This window comes from Streptomyces sp. NPDC042102 (genome assembly GCF_055582305.1).
Map to the genome: position 1 here is coordinate 1891325 of NZ_JBVJDL010000001.1, position 16787 is coordinate 1908111.

The window sequence follows — 16787 nt, forward strand, 5'->3', positions numbered from 1 at the left end:
TCAGGACTGGGGTTCGCGCAGCGGGCCGGTGCCGAACGGGAACCAGGTGAGGGCGGCGGTGAAGTTCTCGTCCCCTCGTCGGATCACCCGCACCGCCGAGCCCCGGGGCACGGGCACGATCAGGCTCGCCTCCTGGTTGTCGGTGCCGCCGCGGGCGTCCCAGGACTGTGTGGCGAACTTCTGCCGGCGCAGATGGGGCGGGGTGACGAACACGTTCAGGTGCGCCGGAGCACCGTCGAGGGTGGTCTTGATGTAGCCCGTGATCAGGCCGTCGGTGTCGGCGACATACGACTTGGGCTCGCTCTCGGTCCCCCAGTCGACCTCCTGGGCCTGGCCGAAGAGGCGGACGGACCCGTTGGCATCGAGGTCGCCGACCTCGAGATCGGGCATGTCGACGGTCACGGCCGCGGTCAGACCGTACGTGACGGGCACGCCGTCCTTCGCGGTGGAACCCAGCAGCATGAACGCGGTGGCGGTGGTCAGGGCGGGGGAGGTCCAGGACCCGTTGCCCTCGGTGTCGATGAAGCCGTTGACCGAACGACGCTGGTCCGCGAAGAAGATCTCGTAGTCCGGGCCCACCTCGCACTTCCAGGTCAGCGTCACCGTCTCGCCGTTGGGGACCGCGACCCGGTCGGGCCGGAAGTCCTCCAGCATCGCGGTCGGAGCCGCCTTGACCAGCCGCAGGGCCTCGGCGCCGGCCCGCTGCGGCGAGCCCACCGGCCCGTCGTCCCCGGGCACGCCCTGATCCCCGACCTCGCTGATCCCGAGGGTGACCGTCCCGACGGCCCGGTTCACCGCGACGCCGTCGAGCGTGACCACGATCCGCGCGCCCGGCCCCAGTTCGGTGCCGGGTGCGACCGGCCGTACGTGGAAGATCCCGTCGCCCCGGTGCTCCGCCGACCAGCCGGCGTCGTCGGTGCGCGCGGTGATCGTCCCCGGTGTGGCGGTCAGCGCCTCGCTCCCCTCCCCGGTCGGCAGGGTCAGGGCGATCGTCCCGCAGCTGACCGGATCCGGGCCCGGGTTGCCCAGGGTGATCCGCAGCGTGGCGCGTCCGGGGGCGTCCTCGGTGCCGGCCCGTAGCGGGGCGGGACTGGTGTGGAGGCTGTAGTCCAGGGCCGTGGTCATGAGCTGCTCCCGGGGGTGGGGGGCGTAATCCGTGGGGACGGATTCCGCCGGCCGGCGCCGGTCCCGCCCGGGGCGCCGGTCCCGCCCACGGCACCGCTCCCACCTGCGGCACCCGTCTCGCCCAGCGCGCCGGTGAGCTGGAGGAACCCGGTGCGGGCGGCGGGCGTGGTGTCCGACAGGGCGAGTGCGTCGTCGGGTGAGGTCAGCGGGAGCGTGGTCCACGACCCGGGACCCCCGGCCGGGAGCGCGCCGCCCGCGGCCGCCGGCTCCGCCCAGGACCAGGTGCCCCGCCGGCCCGACGGGCCGGGCATGACCACGTGTTCGGCCGGCGCCGAGCCCTCCTCCCCGGGCACCCTGCGGGTTCCCGCCAGCAGCGGACCCATGCGGAACGCCAGCCTCATGCGACTCAGGGGCTCGCGGACCCAGGTCGGCGGCAGCAGCAGCCGGCCGACCGGCAGGATGTCGCTGACGGCGTGCACGGCGGCCCACGGATCGGCCAGCAGGGTCACCCAGACACTGCTCCGCTCGTCCTCGGCACGGTCGTCGCGCAGCCGGGCGGGCGTCGACGCGGGGCGGGCGGGCAGGGCGATCTCGAGGCCGTCGATGGGGACGGCGTAGTCGGCGGAGGACGGGGCCGGCCGTTCCGGGACGGCGTGCAGCCGGGTGTACCTGGTGCCCAGGAAGAACCCGGCGAGCCCGTCACCGAGCATGTCACCGGCGCCCAGCCGGACATTCCACAGGTACGAGGTGAACTCCGGCGGCTCCGGCGCGATCACCTCGTCCCAGGACGAGGAGGTCATGGCGGGCCCGTCCAGCTCCAGGCGCAGCCGGGAGCGCAGCAGCGCCATCGGCCGGCCCACCAGGGCCGCGAGGCTGTCGTCGTCCCCGCCGGGCGCGGTCGCCGACATGGACCGGTCGACGACCTCCAGGAGCTGGGTGAACGCGGCCTCGCCGCCGTCCAGCACTCCGACGACGAAGCCGTGCAGGTGGGGCAGGTCGGCGGCGAACTCCTGGCCGGACCCGGTCGCCGGATCCGGGTCGGGGTAGGGCGAGTCGGGCAACGGGTACCAGGCGGCGATCCGCCGGTGCCCGGTGTCCAGCACGATCCGGATCTCGCCCAGGCCGTGGCCCTCCGGGGCGTGCACGAGCAGCGAGCCGGCCAGATGGTTGGCGATCACCCAGCCGCAGACCGGGCTCTCGCCCGCGGCCTCGCGGGGTCCGGCGTCCACGTCCACCTGGTGGTGGTCGTCCCGCGCGGAGACGAAGTCGAAACGCAGCCGGGCGGGCTGGATGAGCCGGGGCGGCAGTTCGACGTACCGGTACTCGTTGTCCGGGAACACCGGGATGTCGGGGGTCACGCTGAGCGCGCGCCGCACCGGGTAGGAATCCACGTTGTCCGGGCTGATCACCGCCAGCGAGCGGCCGAACCGGTCGATGACGTGGAGCTGTTCGAACGCCAGCTGGCCGGCCCGTACCGGGCGGAACTCACCGGGGCCGGAGCCGGACGCGGGCCCCGGGTCGGGTACTTCGCCGAGCGGCACCCGGGAGCGGCTGTTGTCCACGAGGTCACCGAGCTCGTCGGACGGGACCATGTTGAAGGCGGGCGAGTGCTGGGCCAGCCAGTGGTTGACCCCGTCGATGCGCTGCGACAGCTGGTCCCAGTCCTCGGCCCGGGCGCGCAGCTCGTGCAGCTCGGCGACGGGCCCGCGAGGGTGCGTGTGGGCGTGCTGCGCCAGCCGGGCCCGGGTGTCGAAGCCGGGCAGCGGGCTCAGCAGCGCGCGCCCGGTGAGGACGCCCGGGTCGAGTACCGCGTTGGTGCCCTTCCACTGGTAGCGGGTCCCGTTGAAGTGCCAGTTGTCCACGTCGCCGCTGCGGTACGGAGTGGGGAAGCAGTTCATCTTCCAGATCAGATGCAGCGGCGACCAGGGCTGCCGCCACGGCCGAGTCCAGCGGGCGATCACCCCGGTGACGTGCGTCCCGGGCGAGGCCAGCGCCTCCTCCAGGGCGGTCCTGCCGGGCTCGGCGCCCGGGGTGACGGCGGCCCGGTCGAGCAGGAAGAACTCCCCCAGGAGCGCGGCCAGTACGGCGGGTTCGGGCAGTCCGGACAGGTCCGGGGCGGGCGGATCGGCGGGCGGCCGCGCCATCTCCCCGTCGATGAGGACCGCGGTCACCGTCTCGGTGGCGACGCGGCAGGGCAGGGCGTTCTCGTCGGTGAGTGGGCGGTCGAGCCTGGCCCCTCGTACGATCACCGAGGGGTCCGGGGTGCTGTGGAACGCGGGATCGGCGCACCGCTGGAGCTCCCGCCCCGGCGCCAGCTGGTGCCGGTCGGCATACTCCTGGACCGCGTCGGCCAGGTCCCCGGCGGTGTCGCCCCACGGGATGCGCCCGCGCAGCCCGCCGTCGCCCTCCTCCCCGTTCACGCCGCCGGCCACGTCGCCGAAGACCGTGATGAGCTGCTGGCGGACCCGCTGGGCCAGAGAACCCTCGGTGCCGGGCTCCAGCTGGGCGTCGCACAACCCGTCCCAGCCCGCCGGCCGGTTCTCCCGGCCGCGCAGCCACCACAGCCCGTACAGGCGCCTCTGGAGGTGGGACAGTTCGCGGCAGGCCGCGTCGTGCTCGTCCTGGACCTCGTTCAGCTCGGCCAGCCACTGCCGCTCCTCGGCGATCTGCCGTGCGGACCGCTGGGGCCAGGCGCCCTCGGGCGGGGCGGGGCGGTCCACGATGCGCCAGCTGTAGCCACCGGGTTCGGCACCGAACCAGGTGCGCCGGGTGGCGTGTTCGAGGGCGTCCTCGCCGCCGTCGTCGAGCACGTCCAGGAGGTCGTAGACGAACGCCCGCCACAGCAGCGCCGCCTCGGGGTCGTCCCCGGTGGGCGGGTGCAGAGCGGTCTCGGCATCGGTGACGATGTGCCCCACGGCCACGTCGACCTCGCGCACATCGGGCTTGTCCGACTCCGGACGGTCGCCGTCCGGCTCCCAGCGCAGGCCGACGGCGGTCCCCGCGCAGAACGACCGGGTGGGCGCGAGCGCGGGGTCGGTGGTCGACCACCGCAGGTGCTCCAGCAGCGCCCGGACGTCCCCCGCCGGCGGCGCGTGCAGGATGTCCCACGTCGGGTCGGAGTACCAGCCGGCCACGGCGTAGCTGACCAGGGAGGGTTCGGTCAGCCCCCGCAGCGGGTCGTGCAGGGAGAAGACGTTCTCGTTGTACGGCTGGAAGCTGGCGAACGTCGGCAGCCCCGGCCCGATCGCCGTGAGGAACTTCCGGCGTCCGCCGGGCTCCGTCCAGGGGCCGTCGGCGAGGTCGTGGGCGCGGCCGATGTACGTCTCCTCCAGGCCCTCGGCGAAGGGGTCGAGGAAGGGGGACGTGCCGTCGTCGTAGCTGAGGTAGTCGCTGTCGACGACCCAGCCGGTCGCCGTGGGCGGCTCGCCGGGCCGCGCGGCGGGCCGGCTGTAGCGGACGACGAGCCAGCGGTTGGGGACGGCCGGGAACTCCAGCCGGCCGGCCGGTCCGTCCTGGCGGCCGCGCCGCAGCGCGTCGGGCAGCAGCCAGTGCAGGTGGACGCCGAGGCCCGGCTTGCCCGACGAGGAGCTCTGGAACGGGTCGGGCTCGGGCGGGTACCGCAGATCCAGCCGGTCGAACTGGGGGTACCAGCGGCGGTGGGGCTCGTTGTCGCGGACCCTCCTGTTCACCAGGAGGGCGTCCACCTGGACGGGGACGATCAGGGGCGGCTGGGAGGCCATGGAGCGGTTCCTCACTGTCGGCCGGACCGGGCGCCGGGCTGGGCGGGTGTGAAGGCGATGCGCTGCGGCGCGTTGACCAGCTCCACCGCGAACGCGCCGGGGGAGAGGTCCTCGTCCGGGCCGAGCTGCCCGGCCGCCCGCAGGGCCGCGCCCAGGGCGGGGACCAGGGGATCGGCGCCCGCGGCGAGATCGAGGACCTCCGGTTCCCCGTCCTCGGCGACGGGACGCAGGAAGCGGCTGACGCCCGCCTCGCCCGCCGGCGGGAAGACCACGCCGTCGCCCAGGGACTCCCCGACCGGGTCGGTCAGCCTGCGCAGCCCGATGCGGTCCTCGCCGTCGATGCCGAAGTGGATGCCCTCGTGCGGCTCGCGCAGGCGCACCATGTCGGGGACGCCGTCGAACAGGCACAGCAGCAGGTCGGGTCCGATGACGACCCGGTGGACGATGTCCAGCAGTTCCCCCTCACCGCTCCCGCCGCCGGTCAGGCGCGGCTCGACGACGACGTCGGGCCACGACCGCACGAGCGTCGACCGCATCAGCAGCCCGGTCAGCGGCTCCGGCTCGGCCAGCGCCTCCCGGGCGAGCCGGCCCACGGCGACGTCGAGCGAGGTGCCCAGGCCGGTGCTGAGCACGCCGTCGCGCAGCGCCTCGCACCACTGCGCGTCGACGTGGAAGAAGCGCAGGCTCTCGGGCGGCAGCATGCGGGAGTCGGGTACCAGATGGGAGAGCGGGGTGGCGGCCAGCAGCCGCACCTGGTCGACCGCGCTCAGCAGCGGTTCGAGGTGCTCGGTCAGAGCCTGCCGCAGCAGCTCCCTCGGGCCGCCGTCCAGGGCCCCGCCGTCCAGGGCCCCCTCGTCCCGGTGCCCGCCGTCCGGTGGCCCGCCGTCCCGCGCGGCCGCGCCAAGGAGCGCTTCCACGGCCGGCGGCCGGGGTACGCCACCCGCACGGCGACGGGGCGCCGGCGTCCCCGCGCCGGCCCGCGACCCGGCCGGGGCGGCGGTCGCCGCGGCGTGCACACGGTCGCCGAGCCGGCCCTCGATCAGCTCGTGGAACCGCGTCAGCGCCGGGCCCGCCGCGAGTGGCGTCGCCGTACGCATCAGGGCGCGTCCGGCGAGGTGCCGGGCCCGGGACCGGAAGGCCGACAGCGCGCTCGCCAGGTCCTGGTCGGACAGGGCCAGCGCCCGCCCGAGGGCGAAGGCGGCGGCGTGGCCGACGTCGAAGACCCCGGTACCGGTGACGTAGACCAGGGCCTCGTCCACGGACTGCCAGCCCCCGGCGGGCCGGGGCACGGCCGGCGCCACGACCGGGGTGAACGGGCCGCGGTACCAGGCGAAGGTCCGCTCGCCCGACGGCAGAACGTAGTCCACCGGCGCGTACCCGAGATCGAGGCGCTCGGTGGCGGCGGGGCGCCCGCCCTCGGCCCGTCCGTACGGCAGCCGCAGGCCGAGGCCGGCCGGATCCTCGGCCATGTGCCGCACGAGCGCGTCGAAGTGCCCCGTGGGGTCGGGCCGCGCCTCGAAGGACCACGCGCGCAGGGACACCAGCCGGACCGCGGACTCCTCGGGCCGCTCGCCGTCGACGTGCGCGGCGAACCCCTCCAGCGACACCAGGTGCGCGACATGACGCCCGGCGGTACGGGGGAACCGGTTGGCAACGACCACGGAATGGTCACCCGCCTCCAGGACCTCCCCGGAGGCCAGCCGCACGGCCGCCCGCCGGTCGCGGACCTTGCGCACGTGGCACAGGAACGGCAGGTCGGCGCGGCGGGGCACGAGGGCGGCGAAGACCTCGGACGGCACGTCGATGGTGGTGCACGTGCTGTCGTGCAGCTCGGCCGGCACGTCGTCGAGCGTGATGCCGGGGCGCAGGACGCCGGAGTCGTCAGGGGTGAGGAGATCGCGTACGGTCCTGGTGTCGACGTGCCCCTGGGCCTTGGGGTCCCCGGGCAGTTCCTCCTCGGCGAACAGGAGCAGTGCGAGCCAGGGGAAGCCGGTCTCGGCGGGGTCGAGCGTGCGCTCCCACGGCAGGATCAGCCGGTTGAAGGTGATGTGCGGCAGGACGCGCTCGAAGGAGCCGACGGCGGCGGGGGCCGGGTGGAGGGCGTGCACGAAGGACTCGTCCAGCGTGAACTGGGGCGCCCGGATCTCGAACTCCTGCCGAACGGGGGGCAGCTTGTCCGAGCCGACCTTGTCGCCGGTGACCTCGTGTTCCAGTGTGAGCTCGTAGAGCCCGGCGGGTGCCGGTGCGATGTGGTCGTCGTGGAAGTGGATGTCGAACCGGGGCGCGGGCGTGTCCCCGGAAGCGTCGGGCTGGGCCATGGCGGATTCCCTCGCGTGGTTCAGATCGTCAGGGGTTCGGCGGTGAACGTGCTGTCGGCGAGCGCGGCGAAGCCGTCCAGCCGGTCGTGCGAGGGCGGTGCCACACCGAGCGCGGCGAGTTCGGCGTACAGGGCGTCCCGGGCGGGCACCGTGGTGGTGGCGATTCCGGCGGCGATCACCGAGACGGGGGTCGGCTGGCCCGGCTCCCAGCGCTGCGGGACCGGTCCGGTGGGCCGGTCGGCGGGAGAGACCGGCAGCGCGTCGCTGGAGGCCAGCTCCTCGAACCCGAGGGAGACGTCGGTCATCAGGCCCGGGGTCGGGCCGTCCACCGGCCCGGGCACGGTGACGCCGAGCCCGATCAGCTGGTCCGGGAGCAGCCCGGAGTCCGCGGCGGTGGGGTCCGCCGGGGCACCGGTGCCCCACAACGCCTCCGGGACGTTCGCCGTGACCGGTTCGAGCCGCCAGCGCCGTTCCTCGGGCACGGACGGGTCGAACGGGTCGAACGGGGCGCTGCCCAGCCGTACCGTCAGGCGGTGTACGGACGCCAGCCCGGTGACGTCCATCGGCCGGACGTCGAGCGCCTTGCCCTGCGCCCGCCCGGACCCGGCCGTCGCCTCCGAGGCCGGCAGGGCGGTGGCGGTGGCGAAGGAGAAGCCGTCGGCGGAGACCACCCAGCGGTCGTCCCCGGCGTTCGCACGCCGGGCCCGGACGCTCTCGTCCTCGGGCAGGATCCCGGTCAGCGGCGTGATGCGCAGCATCTGGTCGCGCGCCGGGAGCTGCTCCTGCATCTCCGCCCAGCCGACCGGATCGGGCGTGCGCGCGCCGCTCTCCCCGAACGCCACGTCGAAGTCGATGCACCACAGATGGACGGTGGCGACACCGCCGACCGGCGGCCCCCACAGGTCGAGGTCGACGCCGACCTCGCCGCGCACGGTGAACAGCCACAGGTCGACCGCGAAACCGATCCGCACTCCGACGCCGAGCCGGAAGTGGAAGGGCTTCCACTGGATCAGCACGTCCATCCGGGCGGTCAGCCACGCGTCGACGATCCCGGAGTGGAACGACACCTCCAGCCGTCCGCCCGCCATGAACGCCGAGGGGGTCAGCGCGCAGTACGCCTCGCCGCGGACGGTGACGCAGTCGGAGATACCCCAGGTGTAGCCCAGCCGCGGCACCACCGGGTAGTGGGCGGGCGGATCGAAGTCCCGGTGGTATCCGCCGAGGGTGAAGACGAAGTCGCCCTCGTGCGGCCCGGCGAACCAGGTACGGTACGCGAGCCCGCCCGTCAGCCGGCACTCCGGGTCCAGGACGTACGACTCCGGCGTCAGCTCCGCCGCCAGCGCCAGCATGCCGTCGCGGGAGGTGTACAGCGCCTGGAGGGCGAGCTGGACCTGGGCGTACGTGGGCCCGCTGGAGCCGCGCCGCACCGGGAACGCGGCGGTGGCCAGGCCCAGGACGGCGACGGTGAACTCGTCGCCGAACTCGACCAGGGCCAGCGCCTGGCCCTGGACCAGCTGGAAGACGGTGAAGTCGAGGCCGAGGGCGAACCACACCCGGCCCTGGGCCGGGGCCAGCCAGGGGGGACGGCCGCCCGTGCCGTCGAGGAGATCGTCCAGGACCTCCAGGGGAGGGCGCTCCTGACCGCCGTGGCCGAGCTCGGAGATGAAGGGGAAGTACGGGGTCTCGGCCGGCGCGGGGACCCGGACCGCGCTGTTGTACCCGAAGCCGGCGGCGATGCCGCGGATCTGGAACGGCGGCGGCCCCAGGCCCTTGCGGCCGGCCAGGACCCCGTACAGGAACAGGGAGGGGTAGCCGCCCTCGGCGCGGGCATAGGCGCCGAGCACCTTGATGGCCGCCACGCGCGCCTCGATCACGGCCATGCCCGCGAAGAGCATGTCGTACGGCGGCTCGGACTCCTTGACGAGGAAGGCCCCGCCGATCTTGAGCGGTGGCACGTCGTAGGTGAGCCCGAGCCCGCTGAGGGTGGGCCGGAAGGACCACTCACCCCGCCCCAGGTCGACGGCGAACCCGAGCTCGGAGACGCTGAGTTCGATTCCCCCGGCGTCGAGCGTGGCGTCGAGGGTGATCCGGGCGGTGCCGTCCGCGTACGACAGCCCGATCTCGGCGACCCGCAGCGGGCCGAACTCGGCGTCGACGGGGAGGCTGGCCCGGGCCGTTTCGTCCTGAGGCTCCTGCTGCTCCTGCGCGCGCCGGGCGAGCTGCCCGCGCGGCGGAGGGGAAGGGGCCGGTGTGGGCGGTGGGGCCGGCACGGGCGGCGGCTGGCGGCGGCGCAGCGGATACACGAGGCCGTAGTTCTTGACGGTCGTGGCGATGCCGGCGGTGACGGCCAGGGACGCGCCGGCGGTCAGGGCACGGGTGGGCAGGCCCAGCTGGACACCGACATTGGCCATCAGGTCGTTGAGGCCCTTGACCTTGCGGACGGTCAGCGCCGCGGAGAGGTGGAACGCCTGCAGGCCCGCGAACACGAGATCGCCGTCGACGGGGGCGTGGTCGCCGATCGACGGCAGGTCGCCGAGCCCCGCCTCGTACACCCCTTGCAGCAGGACGGCACGCATCCGGGGCCCGGCCGTGCCGGTGCCGGCCCGCTGCGGCAGCGAGGCGAAGGCGAGCTGGACGTGTTCGGTGCGGGCGGAGAACACGAACGCCCGCTTGTGCTTGTCGTACGCGAACGCCACCTGGGTCAGGACGGGAACCAGCGCGTCCGGGAGGTCGGCCGGTGCGCTGCCGATCGCGTGGGCGACGTCGTTCCAGGACACACCCTCCTCGGAGGACCAGTCCCCGACCAGCGTGGTGTCCTGCATGGAGGCGGTGAACTCCATGGTCTTGCGCTCGCCGTCGGCACCGGCGAAGGCGAGCACGAGCGCGGCGGACAGCCCCTGCGCCCCGGCGGACAGCACCAGGTGCGGGGCGAAGTCGTCCTCCTCGCCGGAGTCGGACTCGGTCGCCGGCAGGGTGAAGTCCAGCGTCATCCCGGTCACGGTCTGGGCGGGATCGAACGTGAAGGAGACGAGCACAGGACAGGGACCGAGGACGACCTCGAACGAGTATGTGCCCGCCACGGTCACCTCACCGGGGTTGGGTATCGAGCCGCCCACGGTGAGGTCGGAGGTGGCCAGCCAGGTCTCCAGCAGCGGACCGATGCCGGGGATGTCCCCGAGCTGATCCACGGGCAGCAGGAAGTCTCCGCCTTCACCCGGAAACAGGTCGAGCAGTTCTTTGAGCGACAACGCCATGGGTTCTCCCGGGCAGGCCTGGGCGGGTTGCGTGGAACCAGCCCGCATCCTGGCAGCGGGGGAGCGGACGCCGGGGGATGTCGCGATAAGTAGGTATTTAAACGGACTACTTCCGGTCGTCCGGCACAACGGACCGGGCGGCACCACCGGTGCACCGGGCATGCCGACGGCACAAGTCTGACGCGGTTGCCCGGGGCACGGCGGTCCCCGGGCGCGGACGACGCGAAATCGCCGGGCGCGCCACGGGGCGCACGGACGGCACCGGGGGGTGCGTGCGGCTCGGGCATCCGGGCACCGCCCGCCCTCCGCGACCGGGCCCACCTTTGGACGCATCTCGGTGCCCACCCCGGCAGGTTGGTAGGTTCCGCCAGTACGAAGTCCTTTGGATCTTGGAGAAGACTTCTGGGCGAGGGCCGCGGCTCGTTCCGGGAGCCGACGCCACAAATCGAGGGGGAACCACGATGAGTGGTCAGTTGTACGACGGCATCGGCGAAGCCTTTGAAGGCTTCAAGACCCTGCCCGTCATCCGCTATGCCGAGGTACCGGGCTTCCTCGCCCTGGTCGGCGACGTCACCGGCAGGTCCGTGCTCGACGTCGCCTGCGGTACCGGCTTCTACAGCCGTGAGCTCAAGCGCCGCGGGGCCTCCCGCGTCCTCGGGTTCGACATCTCCAGTGCGATGATCGACGCGGCCGACGACCGCGAGCGGTCCGAGTCCCTCGGCATCGACTACGAGGTCGCCGACACGGCGACCCTGCGCACGTTCGACCAGCCCTTCGACATCGCCGTGGCCGTGCAGGCGTTCAACTACGCCGGCGATGTCGCCGAGATCGAGCGGATGATGCGCAACATCCGGCGCAGCCTGGTGGACGGCGGCGCGTTCTTCCTGTTCGTGATGGACCCGGCCTTCGACTTCGACGGCCCGTCGCTGGCCCCGTACGGGTTCCTGTGCGAGGCGACGGGCAAGGACAACGAGATCGGCCGGGGGATCCGGCTCACGGCCCTGCTCGAGCCGCCGGTCTCGTTCGAGGCCACGACGCCGTCGAAGGAGACGTACGAGCAGACGCTGACGGCTGCCGGGTTCACCGGCATCGAATGGGTCCGGCTGGACGTCTCCGACGCCGGGGTGGCCGAGTTCGGCGAGGAGTTCTGGGCGGACTACGCCGCGAACCGGCCGCTCACCATGATCCGCTGCACCGCCTGACCGACGGCGTCCGGAACGAGCCCGGCCCCCACGGGGGCCGGGCTCGCTCGGCGGGCCGTCGCCGCAGGGGTGTCAGTCGTTGAACCAGTACCGGCCGTTGTTGTCGAGGCCGCACGTCCACTGGATGAGCGCGGCGCCATTGGCGTTGCTCGCGCCCTTGACGTTCATGCACAGGTGATCGTTGTAGTTCTTGACCCGCACCGTGCCGCCGCCGGCGGACTCCAGGCGCCACCACTGGTTCGGCTGGGCCTTGCAGTCCCACTGGTGGAGCGCGGCACCCTTCTACATGCTCAGCCCGGGGACGTCCGCACACTTCTGGGCGTCCACGAACGTGATCTCGCCCCAGCCGTCCCCGGCGGCCCCCCCGGCACCGCTGGGGGTGGCGCTGCCCGGCACCGCGCCGGCCAGCAGGGCGATGACCGAGGCCGACACGGCGATGCCGGCCTTCGACAGTGTGCGCATGCTTGCTCCCTCGTACGTGACCGACAGGTCAGGTCGGTCAGTCGGTTGAGTCGGTCGGATGGTTCGTTCCGGTCCGGACCCGCATCCGGCGACGACGTGCCCCGCGCCGCCGGCGGCACCGAGTCTTGCGGCCCGGAGCATTGATAAGCACCCCGTTCACCTGCCGCTTTTCAATCCGCCGGGAGCCGGCACAGGCCGCCCCGGCTGGTGCAGCGGTTGGCGTACGAACTGCGGGCCGTCAGACAGCAGGCGGGCGGCCCCACCTACCGCGAGATGGCGCGCCGCGTGCCGTACTCGGCCCCGGCCCTGTCCACGGCGGCCGCGGGGGAGAGACTGCCCTCGCTGGCGGTGACCCTGGCCTACGTCCGCGCGTGCGGCGGGAGTCAGGAGGAACTCCACCGGTGGGAGCGGCGCTGGCGGGAGGCCTCCGACGAGACGGCCGCCGCGGCCGCGCCGGCCGATCCCGCGGCCAGGGCGCCGTACCAGGGGCTCGCCCGCTACGGCCCCGCCGACCAGGAGGGCTTCTTCGGGCGTGACCGGTTCGTCGACGACCTGCTCGACCTCGGGCGGCGCCACCGTTTCGCCGCCCTGGTCGGGGCCTCCGGCAGCGGAAAGTCCTCGCTGCTCAGAGCCGGGCTGATCCCCAGGCTGCGCAGCACGCTGCCACCGGCCGAGCGGCCGGCCGCGATCCGGATCCTGACCCCCGGGGCACACCCGGTCCGCACCCACGCCGCCGCCCTGACACCCGTACCCGGCGACGCCGACACCTGGATCGTCGTCGACCAGCTGGAAGAGGTCTTCACCCTCTGCCAGGCCCCCGAGGAACGCGCCGAGTTCATCGGCCTGCTGCTCGCCGCCCGCGAGCCCGGAAGCCGATTACGGGTCACGGCGGCCATGCGCGCCGACTTCTACGGCCGCTGCGCGCAGCAGCGCGACCTCGCCGACGCCCTGCGCACGGCACACGTGCTCCTCGGCCCCATGACCGAGGCCGAGATGCGGGAGGCGATCGTCGGACCGGCCGCGGCCGAGGGCCTGATCGTCGAACGCCCGCTCACCGCCCGGATCATCGAGGTGGTCGCGGGGGAGCCCGGCGGCCTGCCGCTGATGTCGCACGCACTGCTGGAGACCTGGCACCGCCGCAAGGGACGCACCCTGACCCTCGCCGCCTACGAAGCCGCCGGAGGGGTGCACGGCGCGGTCGCCAAGACCGCCGAAGAGGTCTATGGCGCACTCACCCCCGGGCAGGCCGTGCTGGCCCGCCGCATCCTGCTCCGCCTGATCACGCCCGGCGCGGGCGCCCAGGACACCCGCCGCCCGGTCGACCGGGCCGAACTCGGCCTCCCGGAACCGGACGCCCCGGCCCCCGCCACCCCCACGGCGTCCCCGGCCGCCGACACGAACAAGGTCGTCGAGCGCCTCGCCCGCGCCAGGCTCCTCACCCTCGACGACGGCACCGTCGACCTCGCCCACGAAGCCCTCATCACCTCCTGGCCCCGCCTGCGCGGCTGGATCGAGGAGGAGCGCGACCGTCTCCTGACCCACCGCCGCCTCACCGAAGCGGCCGGCGCCTGGGAGGAGCTCGACCGCGACACCGGAGCCCTCTACCGGGGCACCCGCCTGGCCGTCCTGCGCGACTGGGCGGCCCGCGAGGGCAGCCGCGACGAACTCAACGCCGTCGAGCGCGCCTTCCTCGACGCCAGCATCGGCCTGGCCGAGGGGGAACGTACCGCGGCCGCCCGCCGCAACCGGCGCCTGCGGCTGCTCGCCCTCTGTCTGGCCGTGCTGCTCGCCGTCGCGACGGTCGCGAGCGTGGCCGCCGTGCGCGAGCGCGAGGACGCCGAACACCAGCGCCGGCTCACCCTCTCCCGTCAGCTGGCGGCCCAGGCACTGGGCCTGGCGCCCTCCCGGCCCACCCTGGCGAAGCTGCTCGGCGTGGAGGCGTACCGTACGGCGGCGACGGCCGAGGCCCGGAAGGCCCTGCTCACCCTGTCGACCTACCAGTTCCACCAGGGCGAACTCACCGGCCACACCGACGCCGTCTCGCAGGCCACGTTCAGCCCCGACGGCCACACGCTCGCCTCGGCCGGCCGCGACCGCCGTCTCCTGCTGTGGGATCCGCTGCGCCGTACCCGGGCGGCCACGCTCACCGGCCATGACACCTGGCTGCGGACCGTCGCGTTCAGCCCGGACGGCCGCCTGCTCGCCACGGGCGGCGACGACAGGAATGTGGTGCTGTGGGACGCGGCCGCCCGCACCCCGGCGGCGACGCTGCGCGGCCACGGCGAGCAGGTCAAGAAGCTGGCGTTCGGCCCGGACGGCCGGCAGCTCGCCTCCGCCTCGGCGGACGGCACCGTCATCCTCTGGGACCTCGCCACCCGATCCCGGCGCCTGAGCCTCACCGGCCACTCGGGCAACGTCAACGGGGTGGCCTTCAGCCCGGACGGCCGCCTCGTGGCCACCGCCGGAGCCGACCGCACGGTGGCCCTGTGGGACGTCGCGACCGGGCAGCGGCACGCCGTGCTCACCGAACACACCGACTCCGTCGAAGGCGTGGCGTTCAGCCCGGACGGGAGCACACTCGTCTCCGTCGGCATCGACCAGAAGATCGCCGTGTGGGACGTCGCCCGGCGCTCCCGTACGGCCACCCTGACCGGTCACACCGGCGCGGTGCGGGCCGTCGCCTTCCACCCCGACGGCCATGCCTTCGCCACCGCCGGACACGACCGGACCGTCATGCTGTGGGACACCGCCCGCGGCACCCGCCTGGCCACGCTCACCGGTCACGTCACCAATATCTACGGCCTGGCTTTCGGGCCGGGCCCCGACCCGCTGCTCGCCTCGGCGGGGGAGGAGGGCGCGGTCACGCTGTGGGACCCGGCCCGGATCTCCCTGTCCGGGCACGCCAACCGGGTCAACAGGGTGGCGTTCAGCCCGGACGGGACCACCCTGGCCACGGCCGGCGACGACCAGAGCGCCCTGCTGTGGAGCGTACGCCGGCGCAGCCGCACGGCCACGCTGACCGGGGGGACCGGCCCGGTCAACGCGGTGGCGTTCAGCCCGGACGGGCGGACGCTGGCGTCCGCCGGCCACAACGGCACCACGGCCCTGTGGGACGTGGCGACCGGCACCCGCCGGCTCACACTGACCGGCCACACCGGATCGTTGCGGGCGGTCGCGTTCAGCCCGGACGGGCGGACGCTGGCCACCGCCGGCATCGACCGGAGGATCGTGCTGTGGGACGCGGCCCGCGGCGTCCGGCTCACCACCCTCGAGGGCGACGCCTCCGTCCTGGCCACCGCTTTCAGCCCGGACGGCCGTACGCTGGCCGGCGCCGGCGCGGACACCGCGGTCGTCCTGTGGGACCTCACCCGGCAGCGGCGGCAGCCGGCCGTGCTCACCGGCCACAGCCGTCAGGTGCGGACGGTCGCCTTCAGCCCGGACGGGCGCCTGGTCGCCTCCGCCGGCGCCGACGGCACCGCCGTGCTCTGGAACGCGGACACGGAGGGCACGGCGGCGGAGCTGTGCGCGACAGCCTCGCGCGACCTCACCCGGGAGGAATGGCACCGCTTCGCCCCCGAGACCCCCTACCGCCGCACCTGCCCTCCGAGCTGGAGTACGGCGGCTCGAAGAGCATCACGGGCCTGGCCAAGGCCCTGGACAACGCCCGGATCCTCAGCGAGTTCAAGAACGACGACCGCACCGCCCTCCGGGTCCTCACCACGGCGCTGCGCAAGCACGAGGCCACGTCCCCGCCCGTGGACGTCGCCCGGACGCTCACCACACTCATCGAGCTCGCGACCGCATTGGAGGAGACCGACGGCGTCGACGCATGGCGCCGTCGGCTGGCCGCCCCGGACCTCCCCGACACCGGGAGCGACCAGGCCCTCTAAGGCCTGCGCGGCCCGCCCGGTGCCGGTTCGTCAGCCCGCCGCCTGCTGGAGGCCGTCGAGGATCAGCTCCAGTCCGTACGCGAACTCGTCACCGTAGGCGTACCCGGGACGCATGACGTGAGCGGTCGCGATCTCGGTCAGGTACGGGTACTCGCCGTCGCCGAAACCGCCCATGATGGAACCCGCCAGTTCGGCGGTCTCCTCCGGGGAGTCGAACGGCAGGGTCTTCTCCTGCAGGGCGAACCCGTAGATGTAGCTGTCGAGGACCGAGACGGCGTGGGCGGTCAGGGTGAGCGTGAACCCGCCCTGACGCAGGCAGCCGAGCACGGCTTCGTGGTGGCGCAGCGTGGCCGGTCCCGGAGCGGACCGCGACTCCATCAGCCCGATCGCCCAGGGGTGACGTGCGAGCACCTGGCGCATGGAGACCGCCCGCTGCCGCATCGCCGGCCGCCAGGCGTCCCCCGGCGCGGGCAGTTCGACCTCGCCGAAGACCAGGTCCACCATGCCGTCGAGCAGGTCCTCCTTGTTGGCGACGTGGTTGTACAGGGACATCGCCTCGACTCCGACGGCCTCGCCGAGCTTGCGCATGCTGAGCGTCTCCAGGCCGCCGCCGTCGGCGAGCTCGACGGCGGCCCGCAGCACCCGCTGCCGGGTGAGCGGCTCGCGGGTCGGCTGCGCGGGGGTACGTGGGGTCACGTGGACGGTCCCTTCCTCTCGTGGTCTCCCGGCGTTGACGAGCTTACGCCGTAAGTGCTGTACTTACGGCGTAAGCCTGCACTTACGCCGTAAGTACGGG

At 73.9% G+C, this 16787-nt stretch carries 8 protein-coding genes and 1 pseudogene; 2 read left to right on the plus strand and 7 right to left on the minus strand.

The annotated features are described in order from the left end of the window. From ACZ6KO_RS07770 to ACZ6KO_RS07785, 4 genes are read right to left on the minus strand one after another with little or no spacing between them, the layout of a single operon-like run. A complete protein-coding gene (locus ACZ6KO_RS07770) occupies positions 1 to 1125 on the minus strand; it encodes a hypothetical protein (RefSeq protein ID WP_469301296.1) in 1125 nt (374 codons plus the stop codon). Further along, the gene (locus ACZ6KO_RS07775; protein WP_469301298.1) at positions 1122 to 4865 is read right to left on the minus strand and encodes a hypothetical protein; all 3744 of its coding nucleotides are present in this window, start codon (positions 4863 to 4865) and stop codon (positions 1122 to 1124) included. Before ACZ6KO_RS07775 ends, ACZ6KO_RS07770 begins: the two co-directional genes overlap by 4 nt. An 11-nt stretch (positions 4866 to 4876) precedes the next feature. Further along, positions 4877 to 7183, minus strand: coding sequence for a hypothetical protein (locus ACZ6KO_RS07780; RefSeq protein WP_469301301.1), 2307 nt, complete (start codon positions 7181 to 7183; stop codon positions 4877 to 4879). Positions 7184 to 7203: 20 nt separating this feature from the next. Continuing rightward, positions 7204 to 10437 carry a DUF6603 domain-containing protein gene (locus tag ACZ6KO_RS07785; protein WP_469301304.1) on the minus strand — a complete coding sequence of 1078 codons (3234 nt, stop codon included), beginning with the start codon at positions 10435 to 10437 and terminating at the stop codon, positions 7204 to 7206. A 461-nt stretch (positions 10438 to 10898) separates the two neighbouring features. On the opposite strand from ACZ6KO_RS07785, the gene ACZ6KO_RS07790 reads away from it, so the two are divergent. Then, positions 10899 to 11639 carry a class I SAM-dependent methyltransferase gene (locus ACZ6KO_RS07790; protein WP_469301308.1) on the plus strand — a complete coding sequence of 247 codons (741 nt, stop codon included), beginning with the start codon at positions 10899 to 10901 and terminating at the stop codon, positions 11637 to 11639. A gap of 72 nt (positions 11640 to 11711) precedes the next feature. Here the strand turns inward: ACZ6KO_RS07790 and ACZ6KO_RS07795 are convergent. Together ACZ6KO_RS07795 and ACZ6KO_RS07800 are read right to left on the minus strand one after the other, a co-directional pair. Then, positions 11712 to 11906 (minus strand): annotated as a pseudogene (locus tag ACZ6KO_RS07795) (RICIN domain-containing protein); the annotation flags it as partial. Positions 11907 to 11921: 15 nt separating this feature from the next. Beyond that, on the minus strand, positions 11922 to 12101 hold the full coding sequence (locus ACZ6KO_RS07800) for a hypothetical protein (RefSeq protein WP_469301309.1): 180 nt from the start codon (positions 12099 to 12101) through the stop codon (positions 11922 to 11924). A gap of 207 nt (positions 12102 to 12308) precedes the next feature. Between ACZ6KO_RS07800 and ACZ6KO_RS07805 the strand changes: the two genes are divergently transcribed. After that, a complete protein-coding gene (locus ACZ6KO_RS07805; protein ID WP_469301311.1) occupies positions 12309 to 16088 on the plus strand; it encodes an nSTAND1 domain-containing NTPase in 3780 nt (1259 codons plus the stop codon). Here ACZ6KO_RS07805 and ACZ6KO_RS07810 read toward each other — a convergent pair. Further along, a complete protein-coding gene (locus ACZ6KO_RS07810) occupies positions 16022 to 16687 on the minus strand; it encodes a TetR/AcrR family transcriptional regulator (protein WP_469301314.1) in 666 nt (221 codons plus the stop codon). The two genes, ACZ6KO_RS07805 and ACZ6KO_RS07810, sit on opposite strands and share 67 nt — an antisense overlap. Positions 16688 to 16787 lie beyond the last annotated feature (100 nt).

Bases quoted from the DNA above. Each gene is read 5' to 3' on its own strand.
- ACZ6KO_RS07770 (WP_469301296.1), bottom strand. From the start codon at position 1,125: ATGACCACGGCCCTGGACTACAGCCTCCACACCAGTCCCGCCCCGCTA.
- ACZ6KO_RS07775 (WP_469301298.1), bottom strand. From the start codon at position 4,865: ATGGCCTCCCAGCCGCCCCTGATCGTCCCCGTCCAGGTGGACGCCCTC.
- ACZ6KO_RS07780 (WP_469301301.1), bottom strand. From the start codon at position 7,183: ATGGCCCAGCCCGACGCTTCCGGGGACACGCCCGCGCCCCGGTTCGAC.
- ACZ6KO_RS07785 (WP_469301304.1), bottom strand. From the start codon at position 10,437: ATGGCGTTGTCGCTCAAAGAACTGCTCGACCTGTTTCCGGGTGAAGGC.
- ACZ6KO_RS07790 (WP_469301308.1), top strand. From the start codon at position 10,899: ATGAGTGGTCAGTTGTACGACGGCATCGGCGAAGCCTTTGAAGGCTTC.
- ACZ6KO_RS07800 (WP_469301309.1), bottom strand. From the start codon at position 12,101: ATGCGCACACTGTCGAAGGCCGGCATCGCCGTGTCGGCCTCGGTCATC.